Source organism: Mucilaginibacter aquaedulcis, from assembly GCF_030409325.1.
GTDB classification, from domain to species: Bacteria; Bacteroidota; Bacteroidia; order Sphingobacteriales; family Sphingobacteriaceae; genus Mucilaginibacter; species Mucilaginibacter aquaedulcis.
Genome location: NZ_JAUFPR010000001.1, coordinates 1,043,700 through 1,067,372 on the forward strand (window position 1 = coordinate 1,043,700; position 23,673 = coordinate 1,067,372).

General features: G+C 41.9%; 16 protein-coding genes. 7 read left to right on the forward strand and 9 right to left on the reverse strand.

Annotated elements, in window-relative coordinates; translation table 11 throughout:
• Positions 1–12: 12 nt before the first annotated feature.
• On the forward strand, positions 13–1,332 hold the full coding sequence (locus QWZ01_RS04370; RefSeq protein WP_290322015.1) for an ATP-binding protein: 1,320 nt from the start codon (positions 13–15) through the stop codon (positions 1,330–1,332).
• A 102-nt stretch (positions 1,333–1,434) separates the two neighbouring features.
• Here QWZ01_RS04370 and QWZ01_RS04375 read toward each other — a convergent pair whose 3' ends face one another.
• The 4 genes from QWZ01_RS04375 to QWZ01_RS04390 all read right to left on the reverse strand — a co-directional run bounded on the left by QWZ01_RS04375 (position 1,435) and on the right by QWZ01_RS04390 (position 5,053).
• The gene (locus tag QWZ01_RS04375) at positions 1,435–2,355 is read right to left on the reverse strand and encodes a DUF58 domain-containing protein (protein WP_290322016.1); all 921 of its coding nucleotides are present in this window, start codon (positions 2,353–2,355) and stop codon (positions 1,435–1,437) included.
• A gap of 105 nt (positions 2,356–2,460) precedes the next feature.
• Entirely contained in the window at positions 2,461–2,781 is a 321-nt protein-coding gene (trxA, locus tag QWZ01_RS04380) for a thioredoxin (RefSeq protein WP_290307704.1), read from the reverse strand.
• 313 nt (positions 2,782–3,094) lie between these two features.
• A complete protein-coding gene (locus tag QWZ01_RS04385) occupies positions 3,095–4,117 on the reverse strand; it encodes an LLM class flavin-dependent oxidoreductase (RefSeq protein ID WP_290322017.1) in 1,023 nt (340 codons plus the stop codon).
• Between the two features lie 171 nt (positions 4,118–4,288).
• Complete coding sequence (locus QWZ01_RS04390; RefSeq protein WP_290322018.1) at positions 4,289–5,053, reverse strand: SDR family oxidoreductase; 765 nt, start codon at positions 5,051–5,053, stop codon at positions 4,289–4,291.
• A gap of 131 nt (positions 5,054–5,184) precedes the next feature.
• On the opposite strand from QWZ01_RS04390, the gene QWZ01_RS04395 reads away from it, so the two are divergent.
• Positions 5,185–5,592: a winged helix-turn-helix transcriptional regulator gene (locus QWZ01_RS04395; RefSeq protein WP_290322019.1), complete on the forward strand. Its 408-nt coding sequence runs from the start codon at positions 5,185–5,187 to the stop codon at positions 5,590–5,592.
• A 51-nt stretch (positions 5,593–5,643) separates the two neighbouring features.
• On the opposite strand, the gene dnaE is transcribed toward QWZ01_RS04395, so the two are convergent.
• Positions 5,644–9,228, reverse strand: a complete 3,585-nt coding sequence (gene dnaE / locus QWZ01_RS04400) for a DNA polymerase III subunit alpha (protein WP_290322020.1) — start codon at positions 9,226–9,228, stop codon at positions 5,644–5,646.
• A gap of 237 nt (positions 9,229–9,465) precedes the next feature.
• On the opposite strand from dnaE, the gene QWZ01_RS04405 reads away from it, so the two are divergent.
• From QWZ01_RS04405 to QWZ01_RS04415, 3 genes are all read left to right on the forward strand, one after another.
• The gene (locus QWZ01_RS04405) at positions 9,466–14,670 is read left to right on the forward strand and encodes a translocation/assembly module TamB domain-containing protein (protein ID WP_290322021.1); all 5,205 of its coding nucleotides are present in this window, start codon (positions 9,466–9,468) and stop codon (positions 14,668–14,670) included.
• Between the two features lie 4 nt (positions 14,671–14,674).
• The gene (gene tamL, locus QWZ01_RS04410; protein ID WP_290322022.1) at positions 14,675–16,951 is read left to right on the forward strand and encodes a translocation and assembly module lipoprotein TamL; all 2,277 of its coding nucleotides are present in this window, start codon (positions 14,675–14,677) and stop codon (positions 16,949–16,951) included.
• A gap of 96 nt (positions 16,952–17,047) precedes the next feature.
• Positions 17,048–17,512, forward strand: coding sequence for a retropepsin-like aspartic protease (locus QWZ01_RS04415; protein WP_290322024.1), 465 nt, complete (start codon positions 17,048–17,050; stop codon positions 17,510–17,512).
• A 4-nt stretch (positions 17,513–17,516) separates the two neighbouring features.
• On the opposite strand, the gene QWZ01_RS04420 is transcribed toward QWZ01_RS04415, so the two are convergent.
• From QWZ01_RS04420 to gyrB, 3 genes are all read right to left on the reverse strand, one after another.
• Positions 17,517–18,494: a hypothetical protein gene (locus tag QWZ01_RS04420; protein ID WP_290322025.1), complete on the reverse strand. Its 978-nt coding sequence runs from the start codon at positions 18,492–18,494 to the stop codon at positions 17,517–17,519.
• A gap of 173 nt (positions 18,495–18,667) precedes the next feature.
• A complete protein-coding gene (locus QWZ01_RS04425; protein ID WP_290322026.1) occupies positions 18,668–19,417 on the reverse strand; it encodes an FkbM family methyltransferase in 750 nt (249 codons plus the stop codon).
• Positions 19,418–19,608: 191 nt separating this feature from the next.
• On the reverse strand, positions 19,609–21,567 hold the full coding sequence (gene gyrB, locus QWZ01_RS04430) for a DNA topoisomerase (ATP-hydrolyzing) subunit B (protein WP_290322027.1): 1,959 nt from the start codon (positions 21,565–21,567) through the stop codon (positions 19,609–19,611).
• Positions 21,568–21,915: 348 nt separating this feature from the next.
• On the opposite strand from gyrB, the gene QWZ01_RS04435 reads away from it, so the two are divergent.
• Both QWZ01_RS04435 and QWZ01_RS04440 read left to right on the forward strand, forming a co-directional pair.
• Positions 21,916–22,512, forward strand: a complete 597-nt coding sequence (locus QWZ01_RS04435) for an OmpH/Skp family outer membrane protein (RefSeq protein WP_290322028.1) — start codon at positions 21,916–21,918, stop codon at positions 22,510–22,512.
• An 82-nt stretch (positions 22,513–22,594) separates the two neighbouring features.
• Positions 22,595–23,074 carry a nucleoside deaminase gene (locus QWZ01_RS04440; RefSeq protein WP_290322029.1) on the forward strand — a complete coding sequence of 160 codons (480 nt, stop codon included), beginning with the start codon at positions 22,595–22,597 and terminating at the stop codon, positions 23,072–23,074.
• A gap of 55 nt (positions 23,075–23,129) precedes the next feature.
• Here the strand turns inward: QWZ01_RS04440 and QWZ01_RS04445 are convergent, their stop codons facing one another.
• Complete coding sequence (locus QWZ01_RS04445; protein ID WP_290322030.1) at positions 23,130–23,549, reverse strand: RNA-binding S4 domain-containing protein; 420 nt, start codon at positions 23,547–23,549, stop codon at positions 23,130–23,132.
• Between the last annotated feature and the right edge of the window lie 124 nt (positions 23,550–23,673).

The following is a 23,673-nucleotide window of genomic DNA, read 5'->3' on the forward strand; positions in this document are numbered from 1 at the left end:
TTATACCTATAAATGAAATTACAGGTAAAACTGGCCCTCTATAATACCTTAACCAAAGTGGCCATTATTTTATTTACCGGCCTGCTTATCCTGTTATCTATCGAAAAGATATCATACAACCATATTGAGGTTCGGTTGGAAGATAACAAGGAAGAAACCTTGAGACACCTTTCAACGGGAGAGATCAATAACTTTTTAAACCGGCAGAAAGAATATACCGATTACAATATTTTAAAAGAGGAATTTATAACCATAACCCCGGCAAAGTACAATCCTAAAACAAGCAATGCCATTAAGTTCAGTACCGAATCGCGCAGGGTTGACAACAACATACAAATTTATCGCATATTATCGCACCAGTTTAACTTTAACGGGCACAGCTACCTGCTGCAAATTGGTGAGGCCATTGAATCGGTAGAGGAATTAAAATCCATCATTAAAAAATTCACCTTACTGGTATTATTCATTGCCCTGGTGCTTACCCTCATCAGCGATCTGGTATTTACCAAATTCCTCCTGGCTCCGTTTTATAAGATAATCGACCGTAAACTGATCAAAGTTAATGACCCCATGAACTTTGATTACGAAAAAATTAAAACCACAACGCAGGATTTTGAAATGCTTGACGATAGCATCAGTTCGTTGATGAAAAAGATCTCCAATCTTTTCATACTGGAAAAACAGTTTATAGCCAATGTATCGCACGAACTGCTTACGCCTATATCCATCATCAGCTCAAGGCTCGAAAACATCCTGCTGCATGAGGAATTGAGTGAAGGCAGCGAAAATAAGATGCATGCCTCGCTAAAAACCTTAAACCGCTTAAAATCTATCATTAACAGTCTGTTGCTCATATCAAAGGTTGAAAATAACCAGTTCAATAAAGCCGATGTGGTGATGCTTGCCGGCGTTATTAAAGAAATTCATGAGGAACTGGAAGACCGGATCATTGAAAAGCAAATCAAGTTTACCAACCACCTGAAATACATTTACTCCATACAGGGTAACCGCCCGTTAATGCATACCCTGTTGTTCAATATCATTAACAACTCCATTAAGTACAATAACATTAAGGGTACTATTACTATATCCGATCAGCTTACCGATGATATTTACTCCATTACCATCACCGATACCGGTGCGGGCATGGATCAAAAACAAATAGAAAGTGCTTTTAACCGGTTTGAGAAACTTGACACCGACGAAAAGGAAAGCTACGGATTAGGGCTGGCCATAGTAAAAAGTATTACCGCCTTCCACAATATCAAGGTTAAGATTGATTCTGTTAAAGATCAGGGTACCAGTGTGAAACTAATATTTAACCGGGAGTAATAACTTCATCAAATCTTCATGCTTCAGCTATTCCTTTGTAAGGTTTTAGTAAGTGTTACCCCTATTAGGGCTATTTTTTAAAAAGGATAGCCTTTTTTCATTTTAAATCATCTTGTTCCGCTTCACCAGGTAAGCTTTCAATACCTGATTATAACCCTCATGTATGTCGGCATCAACAAGGTCAATATGATATTGGGCGCATTTAAGTTCCAGCTCGTGCCGATAGGCTGCTAATGATTCCCGGTAGGCATCCCGAACTTTACCGGGATGTACTTTAATTTCGGCACCGCTTTCGATATCAACAAAGTGATGCGGGCGGTTATCAAAGTTAAAATCAAGTTCCTTTTGCCGGTCATGAACGTTAAAAATAATAACCTCGTGCTTATTAAACTTCAGGTGCTGAATGGCAGCAAAAAGTAATTGTAATTTATCAGGGTTAACACTATTTTCCAGCATATCGCTAAAGATGATCACCATTGATCGCTGGTGAATTTCCTGAGCAATATGGTGCAATACCCCGGTTATATCGGTAACCGTATTCACCTTAGGATTGCTGTACATCCTTTTGAGCTCGGCATACAAATGAAACAAATGCGTGCTGGTTGATTTGGCCCCGCTCAGCCAGTCAATCTTATCCGAAAAAAGACACAAACCAAAGGCATCCCGCTGCTTTTTAAACAGATGCATAAGCGAGGCTACCGCATAGGTAGAAAACTGCAGCTTGCTAAGCCCCTTTTCAGGAAAATTCATTGATGATGAAGTATCCAGCAATAAATAGCAGCGCAGGTTGGTTTCTTCCTCAAATTGCTTTACAAACAATTTTTCGGTACGGGCCAGCAGCTTCCAGTCAATATTTTTTACCGATTCGCCGTTATTATACAAACGGTGCTCTGCAAACTCTACAGAAAAGCCATGAAAGGGACTTTGATGAAGGCCCGTTATAAAACCTTCAACTACCTGGCGGGCCAGTAACTCCAGATTGGCCAGTTGCCTTATCTGCTGATCGTCGTTTAACTTAGGCATAAAGCTAATATAGGGCATAAAAAAAGCGTTGCAAAATATGCAACGCTTTTAAAAGTAAAATATGGTGGATTAAGCTATTGGTAAACTTAATTTATGCCTAAGGTATTAAGCTAATTGCTTAACTAATTTATCAGTTAATACTGATTTTGGAACAGCACCAATTTGTTTATCAACAATTTCGCCATTTTTAAAGAATAATAAAGCAGGGATATTACGGATTCCGAATTTCATTGATATGCCTGGGTTGTTGTCAACATTTACTTTACCAACAACAGCTTTGCCTTCGTATTCTTTTGCAATATCTTCAACTACCGGACCTACCATTCTACACGGACCACACCATTCTGCCCAAAAGTCAATAAGTACAGGTTTGTCTGATTTTAAGACAAGTTCGTCGAAGTTCGCATCAGTTATTTCTAAAGCCATGATTTCTATTTTTTAAATTTTGTATTACAAATATATACTATTCAAATAGCTTGCCACAAACCCAACCTGACAATGTGACAATAATATTAATTTAACTTTTCCACTTAATTAAGCTGCAAAGCGCATTTAAGGTAAATTATTAACATTTCTATAACAAATTTGACCATTTGAACCTATCGGTCATAAATTATAAAAATCAAATAATTTTCTGGTCCCGTTACCATTAGTAGTTCCCAAATCTATAATATTTGCCTTATAAACAAAGCAAAAAAGAACTGGAATTAACCAACCAATTTTGAGCCCCATCAGCAATTTACCGCCATCCCAATCCAGGTGCAACATGTTTTAGGATAGAATCCAATACATGTACGTTATAATCAACGCCCAGCGTGTTAGGTATCGTCAAAAGTACGGTATCAGCTTCCTGTATCGCTTCGTCCTGTGCCAATTCTTTAATTAGTTTATCTGGTTCGGCAGCATAACTCCTGCCAAATACAGCTCTTTTATCAGGCTCAATGTAACCAAAACTATCAGCAGCTTTAGCTTGTTGCCCGAAGTAATACTTATCCTGATCATTAACCAGTGCAAAAATAGAACGGCTTACCGAAACCCTTGGCTCCCGCTCATGTCCGGCTTTTTTCCAGGCTTCTTTATATAACCTGATCTGTTCGGCCTGTTGTATATGAAAAGGCTTACCGCTTTCGTCATGTTTTAAGGTCGAGCTTTGCAGGTACATGCCATTTTCGGCCGCCCAAACGGCGGTAGCATTAGAGGCAGCCCCCCACCAAATGCGCTCACGTAACCCTTCAGAATATGGCTCTACACGTAACAAACCCGGCGGGTTTGGGAACATCGGGTATGGATTAGGTTGTGCAAATCCCACACCTTGAAGTTTATCCAAAAACTCCAGAGCCTTGGTGCGCCCCATATCTGAGTCTGTTTCTCCCTCTTTAGGTTCATAACCAAAGTAGCGCCAGCCATCTATCACCTGCTCCGGCGAACCTCTGCTTATGCCTAATTGTAAACGCCCACCCGAAATTAAGTCGGCAGCGCCCGCATCTTCTACCATATACAGCGGGTTCTCATACCGCATATCTATCACTCCGGTTCCTATCTCTATTGTGCTGGTTTTTGCACCGATAGCCGCAAGCAATGGAAATGGTGATGCCAGTTGCTGGGCAAAATGATGCACCCTGAAATAAGCGCCATCAAGGCCAATTTCTTCGGCAGCTACGGCCAAATCAATCGACTGCAGCAGCGTATCACCACCCGTGCGGGTTTGGTACGACGGATGGTTGGACCAGTGCCCAAACGATAAAAATCCTATTTTCTTCATTTAATTAGATACAATTTTCCTTAAAGGTTCTAAAATTAATCACAATAAATAAAAAGCCCCCTAAAGGGCAAAAGTGGCCGAAAGAAATTACTTTCCGACCACTTTCGGGCATCATACCGGTCTTTCGCCCGGCATAATACTCAATTACCAATTGAATAGTTTAGGATAATATTAAGCACCTTTCAAGGTAGCCATGCCGCCATCGGCAAATAATTCGGCACCTACTATGAAGGTTGAATCATCTGATGCGAAGAATGCTACTGTTTTAGCAATTTCTGATGCCTGACCAAAACGGCCCATCGGAATTTGTTTAACCAGCTCAGAACCCATTCCTTCTAATTGCTCATCTGTAAGACCTAATTTATCGGCAGTATGCAATGGAGTTACAACCGGGCCAGGGCTTACAGAATTGATCCTGATGCGGCGAGGCAACAATTCGGCAGATATGTTTTTAGCTAATGAAAGCAATGCTGCTTTACTTGCGGCGTATACACTTGCACCGGCCATGCCAATGTGCGCGTTTATTGATGTATTTAATATTACAGAACCACCATCATTTACAAGCGGCAGTAATTGCTGTAAACTAAAGTAAGCTCCTTTAAAGTTAATGTTCATGATATCATCAAACATCTCTTCGGTCATCTGATCGGCAGAGTTAAACTGACCAATACCGGCGTTAACAAAAATGATATCGATATTTGGAGTGATGGCTTTTACCTTTTCGCCAAGTTCTTTTACTTGTTTCATATCAGCGCTATCGGCAATTACACCTTTTGCGTTTTCGCCCAATAATGTAAGTGCTTCATTGATAGATTTTTCATTCCTTCCGGTAATGATCACTTTAGCACCCTGAGCTATAAATTCTTGTGCTGTGGCCAGGCCTATACCACTGTTACCGCCTGTTATTACTGCTGTTTTTCCTTCTAACTTTTTCATTATCTTTGTTTTGATACATCAAAGATACACTTGATTTTCAGCCCCGGCAAGAATGCACCATTTTGTGCGTCACTACCTTTTTGGTAGGTTATGGGCCCTTTTGATGCATTGGCAATTTGACCTTTTTCAATATGACAAAAAACAGACATCCCGACTATCCATGTGCCATGGAAGCGGCCCTGAGTGTAATAAGCGGCAAGTGGAAATTGAAAATAATAAATCAATTACTAACCGGTTCTAAACGATACAGTGAGATGAACCGTAATATTGTTGGCATGACCGAAAAGATGCTTTCGCAGCAATTGCGCGAGCTGGAAGAAGACAGGATAGTTACACGTAAGGTATACCCCGAGGTACCGCCGCGGGTTGAATATACACTCACCAGCCTGGGTAAAGAACTATCGTCGATATTTTATACGCTTGAGGTTTGGGGCAGCCACTTTATCAGCACTACCAACGCCAATGGCGAAATCGTAAAACCCGACTATACCTGTTATACGCTGATCCAGGAAGAAGAGGTAGTAGCAGAAAAAAAATGATCGGAAGCTGGTAAGCCCCGATCATTTTAGTATTTAAAATAAAAATCTTTATTAATTCAGCACCGGCTGAACGTTGGTTAAGTTAAAAATATCGGCCAGCAGGTCATCGCTTGGACTCACCTTAAAGTTTTTGGAGGCTAATTCAACCAGCATAGCTTCCTCCCTATCCTTGATCTGGAAACGCAGCTTACAGTTTTGTACCGGGTATTTTTGATTGTTGTTATTAATGGCAATCTGTATATCATCAAGCAGTTTACTGTTGAGCATGTTTACATCAATGCAAACCGTTAATGATTTGGTCATTTTATCCCGCATTTCCGATAGTAGGCTCATCACCTGTATGCGTAAATCCCAGTTATCTTTCTGGCGGAATTTCTCTTCAATGTTACCCTTAATGTGCAGGAAATACCCATCCATCATCAGGTTGCGGAATTTCACATAATCCTCGCCAAACATTGCAAACTCGTACGATTCATTGTAGTCTTCCAGCACAAAGGTGCCAAAAGGTTTACCTGTTTTGGTCATCTTATGCTGCACGTTACCAACCAGACCGCCAATCCTGATCTCTCCGCGTTTACGAAGTTCATTAAAGGCACCCATGATCTCCTCGCCACCTTCACCTGACCGTGCTTTCTGCATCAGTTTCAGATCGCTGATATTACTGTTGCAGAACCGTTCCAGTTCCACCTTATAGTTATCCAACGGGTGGCCGGTTAAGTAAATACCGATAACCGTTTTTTCGTATTTCAATTTCTCTATCAGCGGCCATTCCTCAGCCTCGGGCATAGGCGGCTCAGGCACATATGATGCCACCGAACCACCAAATAATGATGATTGCGAACTGCTTTGCACATTCTGATAATCATTGGCATATTTAATAAGGCGCTCAACACCGGTTAAAATACCTACATCTGTTTTGGCAAAAAACTGCGAACGGTTAACACCAAACTCATCAAACGCACCGCCATAAACCAGGTTTTCGTACGATTTACGGTTTACACTGCGCGTATTTGATCGCCTTGCAAAATCATATAGTGAAGTATAGGGGCCACTTTTCTCGCGTTCCTCAATAATACTTTCTACAGCTTTATCACCCACACCCTTAACGCCCGTTAATCCAAAACGTACCTGCCCGCGCCTGTTTACCGCGAATGACATGTCAGACTCGTTAATATCAGGCCCAAGTACCTCAACCCCCATCCTACGGCATTCTTCCATGAAAAAGGTGATCTTTTCCATGTTGTTCTGGTTGTTTAAAACCGCCGCCATATATTCAGACGGGTAATGCGCCTTTAAATATGCTGTTTGGTAAGCCACAAAGGCATAACAGGTGGAGTGTGATTTATTGAAGGCGTATTGGGCAAAGGCTTTCCAGTCTGTCCAAATTTTGGTAAGCTTATCTTTCGGGTGACCTTTGGCTATGGCCCCGTCCATAAACTGCGCCTCCATCTTGTTCAATACCTCAATTTGCTTTTTACCCATGGCCTTACGCAGTACGTCGGCGTCGCCTTTACTAAAGCCGGCCAGTTTCTGCGATAAAAGCATCACCTGTTCTTGGTACACGGTAATACCATAGGTTTCGCCCAGGTACTCCTCCATATCCGGAAGGTCAAATACAATAGCCTCGCGCCCGTGTTTACGGCTAATAAAGTTAGGTATATACTCTATCGGCCCCGGGCGGTACAGGGCGTTCATGGCAATTAAATCTTCAAACTTATCGGGCTTAAGCTCGCGCAGGTACATTTGCATACCGTCGCTTTCAAACTGGAAGGTACCGTTGGTATCGCCCCTTTGGTAAAGCTCATATGTTTTCTGATCATCAAGCGGTATGTAATCAATATCAATATGTATCCCATGATTTTGCCTGATCATACGTAAGGCATCCTTCAGGATGGTTAAGGTTTTAAGCCCTAAAAAGTCCATCTTGATTACCCCGGCATCCTCAATCACCCTACCGTCATACTGGGTTACCAGCAGGTCGGAGTCTTTGGCAACGGCAACCGGTACAATATCAGTTAAGTCATAAGGTGCAATGATGATACCCGCGGCGTGTACACCGGTGTTACGTACCGATCCTTCCAGCTTTTCGGCTTCACGCAGTACTTGCGCGCGGAGGTCGTTACCGGCCAGTATGGCCTTTAACTCGGGTACCTGCTCAATAGCATCTTTTAAGGTGATGCCCAAAGTATCAGGAACCAGCTTTTTAATAGCAGCCATTTCAGACAGCGGCATATCCAACACACGACCCACATCCTGGATACTGGTACGGGCAGCCATAGAACCATAGGTAATGATCTGCGCTACCTGGTTTTTACCATATTTATCAACCACATAGTCAATAACCCTCTGGCGGCCCGAGTCGTCAAAGTCGGTATCAATATCGGGCATCGATTTACGATCCGGGTTCAGGAACCTCTCAAACAGGAGGTTGTATTTCATCGGGTCGATATTGGTAATACCTGTACAATAGGCCACCACCGATCCCGCGGCCGAACCACGGCCCGGACCAATGAATACGCCTATATCGCGGCCATGCTTAATAAAGTCGGCCACAATTAAAAAGTACCCGGCAAAACCCATGGTACGTATAGTGAACAGCTCAAAGTTGATGCGTTCTTCCGTCTCGGGCGATATATCAATGTAGCGCTCTTTGGCGCCCATGAATGTTAAATGCTTTAAATATTCCCACTGGTTAAGCGTATCGGCATCGGGTGTGTTATGCACCTTAAACTCTTCGGGGATAATAAAGTTGGGCAGCAGGATGTCGCGCTTAAGCTTAAGCACCTCTACCTTGTCAACAATTTCATTGGTATTATCCAGTGATTCGGGCAGATCCGAGAACAGGCTACCCATTTCTGCCTGCGTTTTAAAATAAAACTGATCATTAGGGAAACCAAACCTATAGCCCTTGCCGCCTTCCTCATCGGTAGCTATGGGGGTACTCTGCATATCGCCGGTGTTTACACACAGCAAAATGTCATGCGCGTTAGAGTCCTGCTGATCTACGTAATGCGAATCGTTGGAGCATATTACCTTTACGTTATATTTTTTAGCATAGGTAAGCAGCACATTATTGATAGTGGTTTGCTCCGGAATTTCGTGACGCTGCAGCTCAATGTAAAAATCTTCGCCAAACAGGTCAAGCCACCATTTAAATTCCTCCTCGGCCTTTTCAGGTGTTTCCCTCAATATAGCTTGTGGTACCGATGCACCAATGCAGCAGGTAGTAGCAATTAAGCCTTTATGATATTTTAATATCAGTTCTTTATCAATACGCGGCCATTTACTGTATAGGCCCTCCATATAGCCAAGCGAACACAGCTTCACCAGGTTTTTATAACCTTCGGCATTTTTAGCCAGCATCAGCTGGTGGCGGCGCACGTCTTTTTTCTCTTTGGTAAACTGTTTTTTATGCCTGTCTTCCACTACATAAAACTCGCAGCCTACAATGGGTTTTACGTTGTGTTTGCCTGCTTCGGCCACAAACTTAAACACACCAAACATGTTACCATGGTCTGTTATGGCCAGGGCCTTCATGCCATCCTTTGCAGCCTTTTTATATAGTTTGGATATGTCGGCAGCACCATCAAGCAGGGAGAACTGGGTATGTACGTGTAAGTGAGAAAAATCTGGCATAGTGTAATCCGTTTCAACAAAATCTGGTAGAATGCAAAGTTATCAAAAAAACAAGTTTACCATATTACGTGTTAAAAACTAAATGCCACAAAAAGTCAAATATCTATCTGTAGAGGCATTGGATATTTGTGCCAATCCGGGCTTAACTTAAACCGGAATAACTACATACAGCTTTTGTAGCATGCTGTTTGATTATTATAGTACCATACATCCATCACCCTTGAAAAACATATACAATTGAAAAAATTTGGACGAATAGCCCTCAAAACCCTGCTTTGGATAGTTGCAAGTGTCATATTTTTGGTGTTGCTTGTAGTTATTTTAATACAGGTGCCTGTTGTACAAAATTTTGCTAAAAATAAAGCTGTAAGTTTTTTACAGGGTAAGATACATACCAAAGTGCAGATTGGCCACATCAGCCTTGGCCTGCCCAAGCTCATTGTTTTACAGGATGTTTATTTCGAGGATCAAAAGAAAGATACCCTCATTGCCGGTGAAAACCTGAAGGTTGATATCAGCTTGTTAAAGCTGCTGCACAGCGAGGTTGAGGTAAATGAAATTAACCTGCAGGGTATTACCGCCAACGTAAGCCGCGGCGCCGATAGCGTTTTCAATTTCGATTATATCATGAAGGCCTTTGTTGGCGAGCAGAAAAAAGAAGTGAAGCCTGAGGATACTACATCAACCATGAAATTTTCGATGGATAAGATCATTCTTGATCGTATCAACATTAAATATAAGGATGCTATTACCGGCAACGACGTGAAGTTTTTGCTGGGCCATTTTGATACCCGCATAAAGGATTTTGATATGGATAAAATGAAATTTACCATACCTAAGATCAATCTGTCTGATGTGGATGCTGTGGTGATCCAAACCCCAACCGGTCCACCGCCTGTTGATACGGCCACCACGCCACTCAATATGGATCTGAATTTAGGGGTGATTGATGTATCAAAAATAAAGGTTGATTACCGCAGTGCCGAAATGACCGCCAACGTTAACCTCAGCAAGTTTTTGGTTAACATGGATAAAATAGATCTCAAGAAGCAAAAAGTTGGGATAACCAGCATTGAACTGAACGATACCAAAGCGGCGCTGAGTTTGGCCAAACCTAAAACCGTAGAAAAGGCTATTGCCAAAACCGCTAAGAAACTGGATACGCTGGTATCATCACCCCAAACATCAAAATGGGCGGTTACGCTGGGCAAGGTGAGCTTTACCAATGACAATATTAAGTTTGACAACGAAGCACAAAAGGCCATACCTAAAGGGCTCGACTTTGGCCATATGGATATGCGCAACCTCAACGCCGAGGCTGAAAACATATCCTACAGCCCTGACACCATATCAGGTAAAATAAATTCCTTCTCCTTTAATGAAAAAAGCGGGTTAAAGATCAACAAGTTCCACACAGCATTCTTTTACGGGCCCACCAATGCCTATATGAATGATTTGCTGCTGGAAACACCGCAAACCGTGCTGCAAAAATCGGTACAGGTAAAATACCCATCTATTGATGCCATCACCAAAAATATCGGCAAGCTGGGCATCAATGCCGATCTGGACGGCAGCCGCCTGGGTTTAAAGGATGTTTTACTGTTGATGCCTACCATGGCTACTATGGAACCGTTTAAAAGTTCGCCGGGTACCATTTTCAAGATAAACGGAAAAGTAAACGGACAGGTAAACAACCTCAATATCCCTAACCTTGAAGTAACCGGACTAAGCAGCACCCACATCAAGGCATCGGCCAAAATGAAGGGTCTGCCCGATGTAAATAAGGCCACCTTTGATGTTAACATAGCCGACTTTACAACCACCCGCAGCGATATTGCCAAAGTAGCCCCGGCAGGCAGTATACCGCCAAATGTAAGCATCCCCGAAAAAATGAACCTGAAGGGTACGTTTAAAGGGAGCATGACCAACTTTAACACCAAAATGGGCCTGCGCAGCAGCTATGGCGCGGTTGATTTGGTGGCGGCCATGAAAAACGGACAAAATAAAGGCAAGGAAATGTATACCGCCAGCATTAAGGCTAATGAGCTTAACGTGGGCGCTTTAACCAAGCAGCCGCAAATGGTGGGTAAAATAACCATGAACGCCAACCTGAAAGGAGTAAGTCTTGATCCTAAAAAGGCCAGCATACAGTTTAACGGCAATTTGGCTAAGGCGTATGTTAAAGGTTATACCTATCAAAACTTGGTAATGCAGGGCAGCTCAAGCAACGGCAGCTATACCGCAATTGCCCGGATGAAAGACCCGAACATCAACTTTAGCCTGGATGCTAAGGCCTTAATGAATAAAAAATATCCATCCGTTAACGGTACATTGACTATTGATAGCATCAACCTGCAAAAACTCAACTTTGTAAAGGATGATATGCGTTTTCATGGTAAGCTGGTGGCTAATGTACCCACTGCCGACCCTGATTACCTGAATGCTAATATACTGGCTACCGATCTGCTGGTGATCAATAAGGGACAGCGTATCCAGCTGGACACCGTTAGCCTAAAATCAACCGCCAATGCTGATAGCAGTACCCTACGGTTGAAAACCCCTATCATGACAGCCCACATGGCCGGCAAATACAAGCTGACACAAATAGGTGATGCCATGCAGGATGTAATTAACAAATATTTCAATACGGCTTTGGCAGGCGGGCAACAGGCGGTTGCTAAAAGTCAAAATTCAAAAGACAAAAGTCAAAAACCTGAGCTCAAGACTCAAAACTCAAAAATTAAAACTAAATACTCACCTCAGCAATTTGTGTTTGATGCACGTTTGGTTAAAACACCACTCCTTACTCAGTTTGCTCCCGATCTGAAACAACTTGACCCTGTTCTGCTAAATGGCAGTTTCAATAGCCAAACCGGCGAGTTGATAGTAAAAGGCTCTATGCCTAAAGTGGTTTATGGTACCAATACTGTTGATAATGCCAAACTGAACATTAATACCGGTAACAATGCTTTAAACTACAGTTTTGATGTAGATAAGATCAGGGTTGGCTCTTCATTAGAATTATTATACACCAGCATATCTGGCAAAGCACAGGATAATAAGCTTAATGTAAACCTTCAGGTGCGTGACAAGGCCAAAAAAGACCGCTACCGCGTTGCGGGTATATTCAGCGTAATGCCAAATCAATACCAGTTCAGCTTTGCGCAGGATGGTTTATTGCTTGATTACCTGCCCTGGGCCGTTAATGCCGACAACTATTTACAATATGGCCCTAAAGGTATACTGGCGCATAACTTTACCATTACCAATACCAACCAGGTACTTAGCGTTAACAGTAACCCGCAGGAGTTTAACGCACCTATAACGGTTAACTTTAATAATTTCCGCATAGAGGCGCTTACCAAAATAGCCAAGCAGGATTCATTACTGGTTGGCGGTACCATTGATGGTAAGGCCGAGATCAGCAACCTGCAAAAATCGCCATTGTTTACCGCTGCCATTGATGTTAAAGACTTCAACTTTAAAGGTGATACCGTAGGTAACATAGCCCTGAAAGTGAATAACCAAACCGATAATGCCTATGCCGCCAATATGAGCATAACGGGTAAGGGTAACCAGGTTGATCTGACTGGTGTATACTATACCAGTCCCGAAAGCAGGTTTGATATGAACCTGAACATCGTAAACCTGAGCATAAAGAGCATTGAGGGATTCAGCTTTGGCAGCTTGCGTAATTCAACAGGTAATATCACCGGGCAGCTTAAAATAGCGGGTACCACCAGTGCACCAGCTGTACGGGGTGATATTAACTTTAACAAGGTTGGCTTTAACGTGGCTATGCTCAACTCCTACTTCCGCATGCCGCAAGAGAGCATCACCTTTAACGACCAGGGCATCCGCTTTAATGACTTCACCCTGGTTGATTCTACCAATAACAAGGCGGTGATCAGCGGCAGCATCTTTACCAAAACTTATACCGACTTTGCCTTTGGGCTTGATATTAATGCCAGTAATTTCCGGGCTATGAACTCTACCCAAGCCGATAATAAGCTGTATTATGGCAAGCTGTTTATTGATACCCGTGTAAAAATAAGGGGTAACATGGCCAAACCAGTGGTTGATGCCAACCTTACCGTGAACGAGAAAACCGACATGACCATTGTACTGCCCACTAATGACCCAAGTGTGGAAGACCGAAAGGGAGTGGTTGAGTTTATTGATCAGAACGCGCCAAAACTTGATTCCATTTTACTGGCCAGACAACTGGATTCGCTCAAAAAATCAGATGTTACCGGGCTTGATGTATCGGCCACCATCACCGTAAATAAAAACGCTGCCTTTACCATTGTGATAGATGAAAGCAACGGCGATGTGGTGCATTTAAAGGGCGAGGCTAACTTAAATGGAGGTATCGACCCAAGCGGCAAAACCAACCTCACCGGAACTTACGTGGTAAACTCCGGATCATATGAATTATCATACGCAACCGTAAAACGTAAGTTTGATTTTAAAAAAGGCAGCAGCATTGTTTGGACCGGCGACCCAACCAGCGCCAATATAGATCTAACTGCCATTTATGTAGCTAATGTACCTCCTATTGATTTGGTGGAAAATCAAATAACAGATGCATCAAATTCCACTATGTACAAACAGAAGTTACCATTTAATGTAAACCTGAAACTTAAAAACCAGCTGCTTACTCCTGATATTAGTTTTGATATTACACTACCCGACAGCAACTACACTGTATCAAGTACGGTTGTAAGTGATGTAAACAACCGCCTGGCCCAGGTACGCCAGGACCCTAATGAAATGAACAAACAGGTACTGGGCGTGTTGGTACTCGGCCATTTTATTGGGGATAATCCATTACAAAGTCAGGGTGCCGGAACTTCGGCAGAAGGCCTGGTTCGTAACAGTGTAAGCAGCCTGCTTTCTGATCAGCTAAACAAGCTGGCCGGCAACCTGATAGAAGGCGTTGATCTCAACTTTGGCCTAACATCGGGCGAGGATTACTCATCTGGCACTGCAACCAACCGAACGGACCTGAACGTGGGGCTATCCAAACGTTTCCTAAACGACAGGCTTACAGTAAGCGTTGGCAACAACTTTAACCTGGAGGGTAATCAGCAGGGTCAAAAGGCCGCCAACATTGCAGGTGATGTATCAGTAAATTATAAATTGAGCAAGGATGGCCGCTACGCTTTACGCGCCTACCGCCGTGATGAATTTATAGTGATACAGGGACAAATTATTGAAACAGGCATAGGCTTTACGCTTACGGTTGATTATAACCGTTTCCGTGAGATATTCCGCAAACGTTCACCGGAAGAGCGCCAGCTGCGCCGCAAATACCTGGAGCAGGAAAAGGAAAAGAAAAAAGCAGCAGACGATGCGGCTCAAAAGGCTAATGACCCTGCAAAAACAGAAGAGCAACAGCAACAGCCGGAGCAAAAGAAACAAACAACCACTTCAAACTAATTGTATGACCAAAAATTTAAAATACATATTCATATTATCTGTTTTGCTCAGCGCCTGCAGTAATACCAAGTATTTGGCTCCCGGTCAAAAATTATATACTGGTGGTGAGGTAAAGGTTCAGGATAAGGATCTGAAAAAGAGCGAAGCCGGTGCAATAAAGGAAGAGCTGCAAACACTGCTGCGCCCAAAACCTAACGGCTCCATACTGGGCCTCAGGGTTAAGCTATGGATCTACAACAAAACACGCACTAAAAAAACAAAAGGCATTGCCCATTGGCTTAACACTAAATTTGGAGAGCCGCCTGTTTTGGTAAGCTCAGTTGATCTGGATAAGAACAGCAATATTTTACAAAATCGTTTGCAAAATCAAAGCTTTTTTCAGGCACAGGTTACCGGCGATACGGTAAGTAAAAATGCTAAAAGTAAAACAGCAAAGGCGGTATATACAGCTGTAACTGGCCCGGGGTATAAGATCAGGAAAGTTATATTTCCGCCGGGTAAAGAGAGTATCGATACTGCGGTAGCAGGCACATCGGCACAAACCTTTTTAAAACCGGGCGATAAGTATAGCCTTGATGTGATCAAAAATGAACGCATACGTATTGATGCCAAATTAAAGGAAGAGGGTTTTTACTACTTTGCCCCCGAAAACTTGATCATGCGGGTTGATAGCACCATAACCGGCCACCAGGTTGATATTTTTGTAGCCGTTAAAAATGATATAGCAGGTCGTTCCAAAAACATTTACACCATCGATAATATATACGTATATCCTAACTATTCGCTGCGCGATACTTCATTAATGCTGGATAAGGCCCAACACTACCGCTGGTACAATGTGGTGGAAAGAAGAAAAACAGTAAACAACTATATTTTTGCAAACACCGTTTTAATGCACCCGGGCGAGGTTTATAATCGTACGGATCATAACAACTCTTTAAATCGTTTTGTAAATCTGGGACCTTATAAGTTTGTAAAAAACAGATTTGAGGATGTATCAACCGATTCATCAAAGCTCAATGTATATTACTTTTTAACCCCCTACAAAAAGAAGTCGTTACAACTGGAAGTACTGGGTCGTACCACATCTGCAAATTATACGGGTACACAAATAAACCTCAACTGGCTTAATCGTAATGCCTTTAAAGGCGGCGAAGCTTTAAAGGTAACGCTATTTGGTAGTACTGATGTACAGGTAGGCGGCGATAATGGCGGCTTTAACGTTTACCAGGCAGGTATTCAAACTACCCTTTCATGGCCGCGGTTTATCAGCCCTATTTATCCGAAGGCTGATAATGCTTACATCCCACATACTAACCTTACTTTAGGATATACATTGGTTAACCGTCAAAAATTGTACACCCTGAATAGCTTCAATATGTCGTTCGGTTATCAGTGGAAAGAATCGGTTCACCGCTCACATGAATTGAACCTGATCAATATTACCTTCGTTAACCCACAAAATGTTTCACAATTATATAAAAACACAATTGATTCCAACAAGAACCCAAGTTTACAGCATGTTATTGACAAGCAATTTACCTGGGGACCAAGCTATAGTTATACCTTCACGAATACTACAGAAGATTACCGCACCAACACCTTTTATTATAATGGCAAGGTTAGTCTGTCAAACAACTTGTATGGCCTAATAAGGGGTGCGGATACCACTGCCGGTAAGGTACGTACTCTTTTTGGGGCCATATTTAATCAGTACGTGAAATTTGAGAATGAAGTAAGGTATTTTCACAAAACCGGACCAGGCAGTTCGTTTGCCAGCCGTTTTATTGTAGGAGTAGGTTTGCCTTATGGCAACTCTACCATATTGCCTTACAGCCAGCAATTTTTCATTGGCGGCCCAAACAGTTTACGAGGTTTCCAGGCAAGGTCCATCGGGCCAGGATCGTTTGATCCTTCAAGTATAAATACGAGCAAAGGCGCTTTTTTACCAGATGAATCGGGCGATATTAAGGTGGAAGCCAATATAGAGTACAGACCAAAACTATTCAGCATAGTGCGCGGAGCCTTATTTGTTGATGCAGGTAATATCTGGCTGCTGAATTCAAATGTTTTACAGCCGGGCGGTGTTTTCACTAAGAGTTTTTTAAAGGACCTGGCAGTTGACGCCGGCTTTGGCTTACGTTTCGATCTTTCGGTATTGGTACTGCGTACCGATCTGGGTGTACCGCTCCGTGCTCCGTTCAGGCAGCCGGGCGAGCAGGAATGGAATCTTAACTTCCGCAGGGCGGTGTTTAACCTTGCCATCGGTTATCCATTCTAAAAAGCTTAACGAAGGGTTTGTCAGTGCTGATGAATCCTTTGTTTCTTCCTGACAAACCTTTATTAAATTATTAAATAAAATTATTATCATTATCGGATGACTACATCCATCCCACTCCAGATCATTGACCTGCATGACGACGGTTTTCATCCTCTTATTGAGGTTACCTTGTTTGGCAAAACCTTTATCATGGTGCTGGATACCGGAGCATCAAAAACAGCACTTGACCGCACCGCTCTTTTTGAAGCTAATGAAGCTACCAACATCCTGGCAAGTGATCGCCTGTCAACCGGGCTGGGTACCAACAGTATGGAGTCATTCACGGCCACTATAAGCGGTATGTTAATTGGCGATACTGAAATAGCCGATTTTGAAGTAGCCGTTTTAGATCTATCCACTATCAATATCGCCTATAGCCAAATGGGTTACCCGCATGTATTGGGCGTTTTGGGTGGTGATATCCTCATGAAATATAAGGCAATAATAGACTACGGCAAGCACCTGCTTAAATTAAAAAAGCCTCGCTTAAGAAAAGCGAGGCTAAAAAAAACACATAATTAAAAACTCAGTTCTTCTTAACCGGAACAAGACTAAATGTGCTGTTTACCGGTGTATTCCATTTATCATCTAATGAAACACTGAAACTGTTTGTATTGCCAAACAGTACGCCGGAGTAGGTGTAATGCGTATTATTTAACAACTGGGTATAAATATCAACAAGATTTTTTGGTAATGTTTTAGTAGCTATAATCTTACCACTTTCATCCAGACAATCAACTACAATACCAAAGTAGGCAGACTGCCAAACGTATTTATCAACTGTAAAACCGGCCTTGCCTATGTCTGCAGCATTGATCGGGAACGAAACCTTTGCCGTGTCACGAAACTCAAATTGACTATGGGAACGAGCCTCTCCTACACCCATATTGAGGTCGAGCCCCGTAGGATAATCACCAAAGCTTAGCCTGAGTGTTTTAGCATTAGCCGGCAGCGGATCAGTAACTTTTACAGAAATTTCTGCTACTACCCGTTTTAAAACTATCGCTTGTATTGAAGTGCCGCTTACATCAAGTTGCATGGCGTTATGAAAGGTTTCGTAAACAGACTTGTCATCATAGTAAAAAATGGGATCTGCGTAAATTGTTGAGGTTTCAAAAGTAAAATCATAGTGACCCGGAGCCTGGGTACCTACAAAATAAACAGAATAATGGCCTGCTTCGAGTGTATCTTTTATAGTTCCGAAATTGGCATCGGCAGCCTTTTGCACCCCTTTTGAAACTTCTGTGTAGGTGCCGTTCTCATCCCGTGTAAATATAAAATAGTACAGGAACTTGATTTGGTCTTTAAGTGCCGCGGTAGTTTTTGCATTTATCGCGTTTGTAGTAAGTGAGGCAGAGCTTTCTGTAAAGCCCGACACATTAAAACCTATGGCATAACTCTTTTTGGGAGTTGCAGCATTGGTTGGTGGTTTTGTTCCTGATTCTTTTTTACAGGCAAACAGGAGCATTACCATGGCAGCAAGTAATGTTATTTTGTTTTTCATAATAGATATTTTTATAAAAATACCTACTAATTACCCTCAATAATATAGATTGCATATGATTGATATATTTTTGTGCAAAACTGATTATATACTATTTTAATAGTAACTTATTATAAACAATTACTATTTAGCGGACTATCACATATATAAAATAATACGTCAGGGATAAACCTTTATTTAATAATTTCCCATCCCTGATCTATTGCAATTTGTATTTTATCGCTGCTACCCGGAATATAATAATGGTTATCGCTCCCTGGTATGTGAAAAATCCTGTAATCACTTGGTATTGATTGTGGCTGCCGCTGGGTTATTTCAACCTGAATAACCGGTTTATATTTGGCAATAACTTTTTCGGCACCCTTTAAAATATTGTCCTCCTCTCCCTCCGCATCAATTTTAATATAATCCAGCCTGTCTAATTTTTCCCATTCAAATAAATCATCCAGGCTCACAGTAAGAAAAGATAATTCTTTTGCATCCTGGTGCTGAATAGAAAAACTGAAGGAATTGGGCTTATCATCATTAAGCCAAAAAGTTCTGACCTCGGTTTTATGACTCGCGCCAAAAGTACGTACCCGCACATTTGAAAATTTATTCAATTCGCTGTTTTTCACAAGCATGGCACTCATTGCCGGGAAGGGCTCAACAGCCACAACTGTGCCTTTTTTTCCAACTAATTTTGCGGCCATCATACTGTAAACGCCGGAGTTTGCGCCTATATCAAATAACACCGAACCTTCATTTATTAAGTATTTTAAATACTTTAGTTCGGGCTCATAATCAATTCCCTTTAAAAACACCCCCCTTCCGCCAAATCCTGATTTATTATAACCCTGAATTTTAACCTCATCAACAGTTGAGGTCAATAAAACGCTGCTCGGAGCAATAGCCATAAAGGCTTTTTTGAAAAGTTGTGTCATTTAAAACGGCTTTTGATAGATGTAAAAAATAATACCATACTATACACATTCATAAATGCATGGCTGTAAATAAGGTTTTAAGTATTATAAAATTATAATTATTTATTGATTTAAAAAGATAATATAAAAAAAGAGCCGTTTTATTTTTCATAAAACGGCTCCCGGATATTAAAAATTAAAATGCTTATGACCTATGTATCAATCTTGGCGTATTTAGCATTACGCTCAATAAATTCGCGGCGCGGGGCAACTTCATCACCCATTAACATACTAAAGGTATGATCACACTCTGCAGCGTTTTCAATAGTAGCGCGTTTAAGTGTACGAGTAGCAGGATTCATGGTAGTATCCCATAACTGAATATCATTCATCTCACCTAAACCTTTGTAACGTTGAACGTGTACACTATCTTCCTTACCTGATCCTTTAAGGCGTTGTATGGCAGCATCACGCTGTACATCATTCCAGCAATATTCTGATTCTTTACCCTTTTTAACCTGATATAATGGCGGCGAAGCGATATAAACATATCCGGCTTCTACCAGCTCCTTCATATAACGGAAAAAGAAAGTAAGTATCAAAGTTGTGATGTGCGAACCATCAACGTCGGCATCCGTCATGATGATGATCTTGTGGTAACGCAATTTAGAAATATTTAAGGCTTTATCATCTTCAGGTGTACCGCGGCTAACGCCTAAACCGGTAAACATGTTCTTGATCTCCTCGTTCTCATATATCTTGTGCTCCATAGCCTTTTCCACATTCAGGATTTTACCCCTCAAAGGCAAAATGGCCTGAAACTCACGGTCGCGGCCCTGCTTGGCAGTACCACCCGCCGAGTCACCTTCCACAAGGTAAAGCTCACAAAGCGATGGATCATTATTGGCACAATCAGATAGTTTACCCGGTAAACCAGAACCTGTCATTACGCTCTTGCGCTGTACCAGTTCGCGCGCCTTACGGGCGGCGGCACGGGCCGTAGCTGCAAGTATTACCTTATTTACAATAAGTTTAGCTTCTTTAGGGTTTTCTTCCAGGAAGTTACCTAAAATTTCGCCTACCGCCATATCAACCGCACCCATTACCTCATTGTTACCCAACTTGGTTTTGGTTTGCCCTTCAAACTGCGGCTCCTGAACCTTTACAGAAACAACGGCTGTTAAGCCTTCGCGGAAGTCATCGCCGGTGATCTCGATCTTCATGTTTTTCAACAAGCCCGATTTATCGGCATAAGCTTTCAGCGTACGCGTTAAGCCCCTGCGGAAACCCGCTACGTGGGTACCGCCTTCAATGGTATTGATGTTATTTACGTAAGAGAAAACGTTCTCTGAGTAAGTATCATTATATTGAAAGGCAAGCTCAACCGGAATACCATTTTTAATACCGTCCAGGTATATAGGGTCTGGAATAATAGAGGTACGGGTACCATCTAAAAACTTCACAAACTCACGTAAACCACCTTCAGAGTAAAATTCTTCACTCGGAAAGCTTCCATCCTCATTAGGGAAACGCTCATCGGTTAAGGTAAGGCGAATACCTTTATTTAAGAACGCAAGCTCACGTAAACGGCCTGCAAGGGTTTCATATTTATACTCGGTAGTAAACTGAAATATCTCCGGATCGGGCTGAAAGGTTTGTGTAGTACCTGTACGGTCAGATACACCTATTTCCTTTACATCAAACAAAGGCTTACCACGCTCGTACTCCTGGGTAAATATTTTGCCTTCACGATATACCACAGTTTTCACATGGGTTGATAAGGCGTTAACGCAACTTACACCCACACCGTGCAAACCACCCGATACCTTGTAGGTATCTTTATCAAATTTACCACCTGCGTGTAAAACGGTCATTACTATTTCAAGTGCCGATTTACCTTCTTTAGTGTTGATACCGGTGGGTATACCACGGCCGTTATCAACAACTGTTATGGAATTTCCTTTATGTATAGTAACATTTATGGTATCGCAGTAACCGGCAAGGGCCTCATCGATAGAGTTATCGACAACTTCATATACTAAATGGTGCAAACCTTTTACGCCTGTATCACCAATGTACATGGACGGACGCTTACGTACCGCCTCTAAACCTTCTAATACCTGTATATTATCTGCTGAATAATTGGACTTGTCCTGATTTTCTTCGCTCATATTTATTTAATACAACAACCTTCAAAAGTACGAAAAATACCCGGAATTGACGAATAATTGTGGATAAAAATGAGGTTGTGGATAGATATAAACTACACAACATTACATATGATTTTAAACACCTATAGTGCTTTTTAATTTGTGAGCATACCTCATATGCACATCTCATTAGGATACTTGTAATGAAAGTTTATCTTTGTCAAAATTTTTACTTAATAACGATAATTCTGCGTGTACTGACGTTTAAAACGCTATTATTGCAGGTAAGAGCTTGATAAGAAACAAAAACAGCAGCATGATTATCATGCGCTGGCTAACATAAACAAACGAAAAAAATCAATTAATTAGATGAAAACTACGGCTTCAATTTTAACAAAATTCACATTAGGGATATTAATTGCCGGAAGCATAGCCGCCTGCAACCAAAATAAAACTGCCGACAAACCTGCTTCTGCTGCCGCTGCTCCAAGTGGTGATAAAGAAACCATTGTGTATGTAAACTCTGATAGTTTATTAAACAAATACGACTATTTTAAAGATATGTCAAAACGTTTGGAAGACAAAGGCAAAGCCTCACAAAGCGATCTGCAGGCTAAAGGCCAGGCTTTTCAGCGTGAGGTTGCTGAATATCAGAAAAACGCGGCTACTTTACCTGCCGATCAGCGCCAGACTACCGAGCAGCGCCTGCAACGTAAACAACAGGAACTGCAAGGCTATTCACAAAATGCCAATGCCGAGTTTCAAAATGCTCAGGCAAGTGAAAACACTAAGCTGTATGATAAAATTGCCGATTTTACAAAAGGTTACGCTAAAGAAAAAGGCTACAAACTGGTGTTAACCTATTCAAAAGCAAACCCAACTGTATTATATGGTGATGCATCACTGGATGTTACTGCCGATGTGGTTAAACGCCTGAACGAAGCTTACGCTAAGGACAAAAAATAAGATTACAGTCTTTAATAAAAATCATAAAATATTAACAGGTAAAACCTCAACTAATCGTTGAGGTTTTTTAATTTAGTGCAATATGGAAAACACAGCACACGAAAAATTTATGCGGATAGCTATTGAACTATCCGAATACAATGTAAAGCAGGGCACAGGCGGCCCCTTTGGTGCTGTAATAGTTAAGGATGGCATGATTGTGGCGCGCAGCGCCAACCGTGTGGTACCTACGAATGACCCAACTGCACATGCGGAAGTTTCTGTAATACGCCTGGCTTGCCAGGAACTGGAAACGTATGACCTTACAGGCTGTGAAATTTATACCAGCTGCGAACCCTGCCCTATGTGCCTGGGAGCAATTTACTGGGCCCGTATTGATAAGGTGTACTATGCTAATACTAAAGCCGATGCCGCAGCCATTGGTTTTGACGACCATTTTATTTATGACGAGATTGATAAAAAAATGGAAAGCCGTAAACTATCTTTTGTACAATTGCTCCGTACCGAAGCCCTTTCGGCATTTAAGCTATGGGAAACAACAGAAAATAAAACAGATTACTGATATAATGTAAAACTGTATTGTTATCCTTGCTGAGTCGAAGGATAACAATACATCCCTATTCGCTTTCGCCCTCTTCTTGTTTTTTATCAAAAAAATCATCCTTTAGGTCATCAATTTCCCGGCGGTCACGTTTTGTGGGGCGGCCTGTACCACGGTCGCGCTTTAAAATGGGTGCGTGAAACATTGACTTAAATGCAGGCGTTTGTTCCACAGGGGTTATATCTAAATAAAACTCTACCGCTTTTTTGGCATCCACCCTATTTTCAAGCAGGCCGGTAACCCTGATCACTCTTCTATCAGGTCCTTTCGATACCTGGTAGGTTTCGCCGATCTTCACTTCGTGCGATGCCTTGATATTTTTACTATCCAGTTTCACACGCCCGGCTTTGCAGGCATCAGATGCCAGCGTACGGGTTTTAAAAAGCCTGATGGCCCATAGGTATTTATCTATTCTGAGTTTCTCTTTTTCGGGCATGAAGGCAAAATTAAGAAATCCTTAACATTAATAAATATCCCTTTCGTAAACTAAACATATATAGCCCAACCGCTTAATAATTTGATAACCTAAACTTCGCGTTATCTAAAAGCTGCCATCCTAC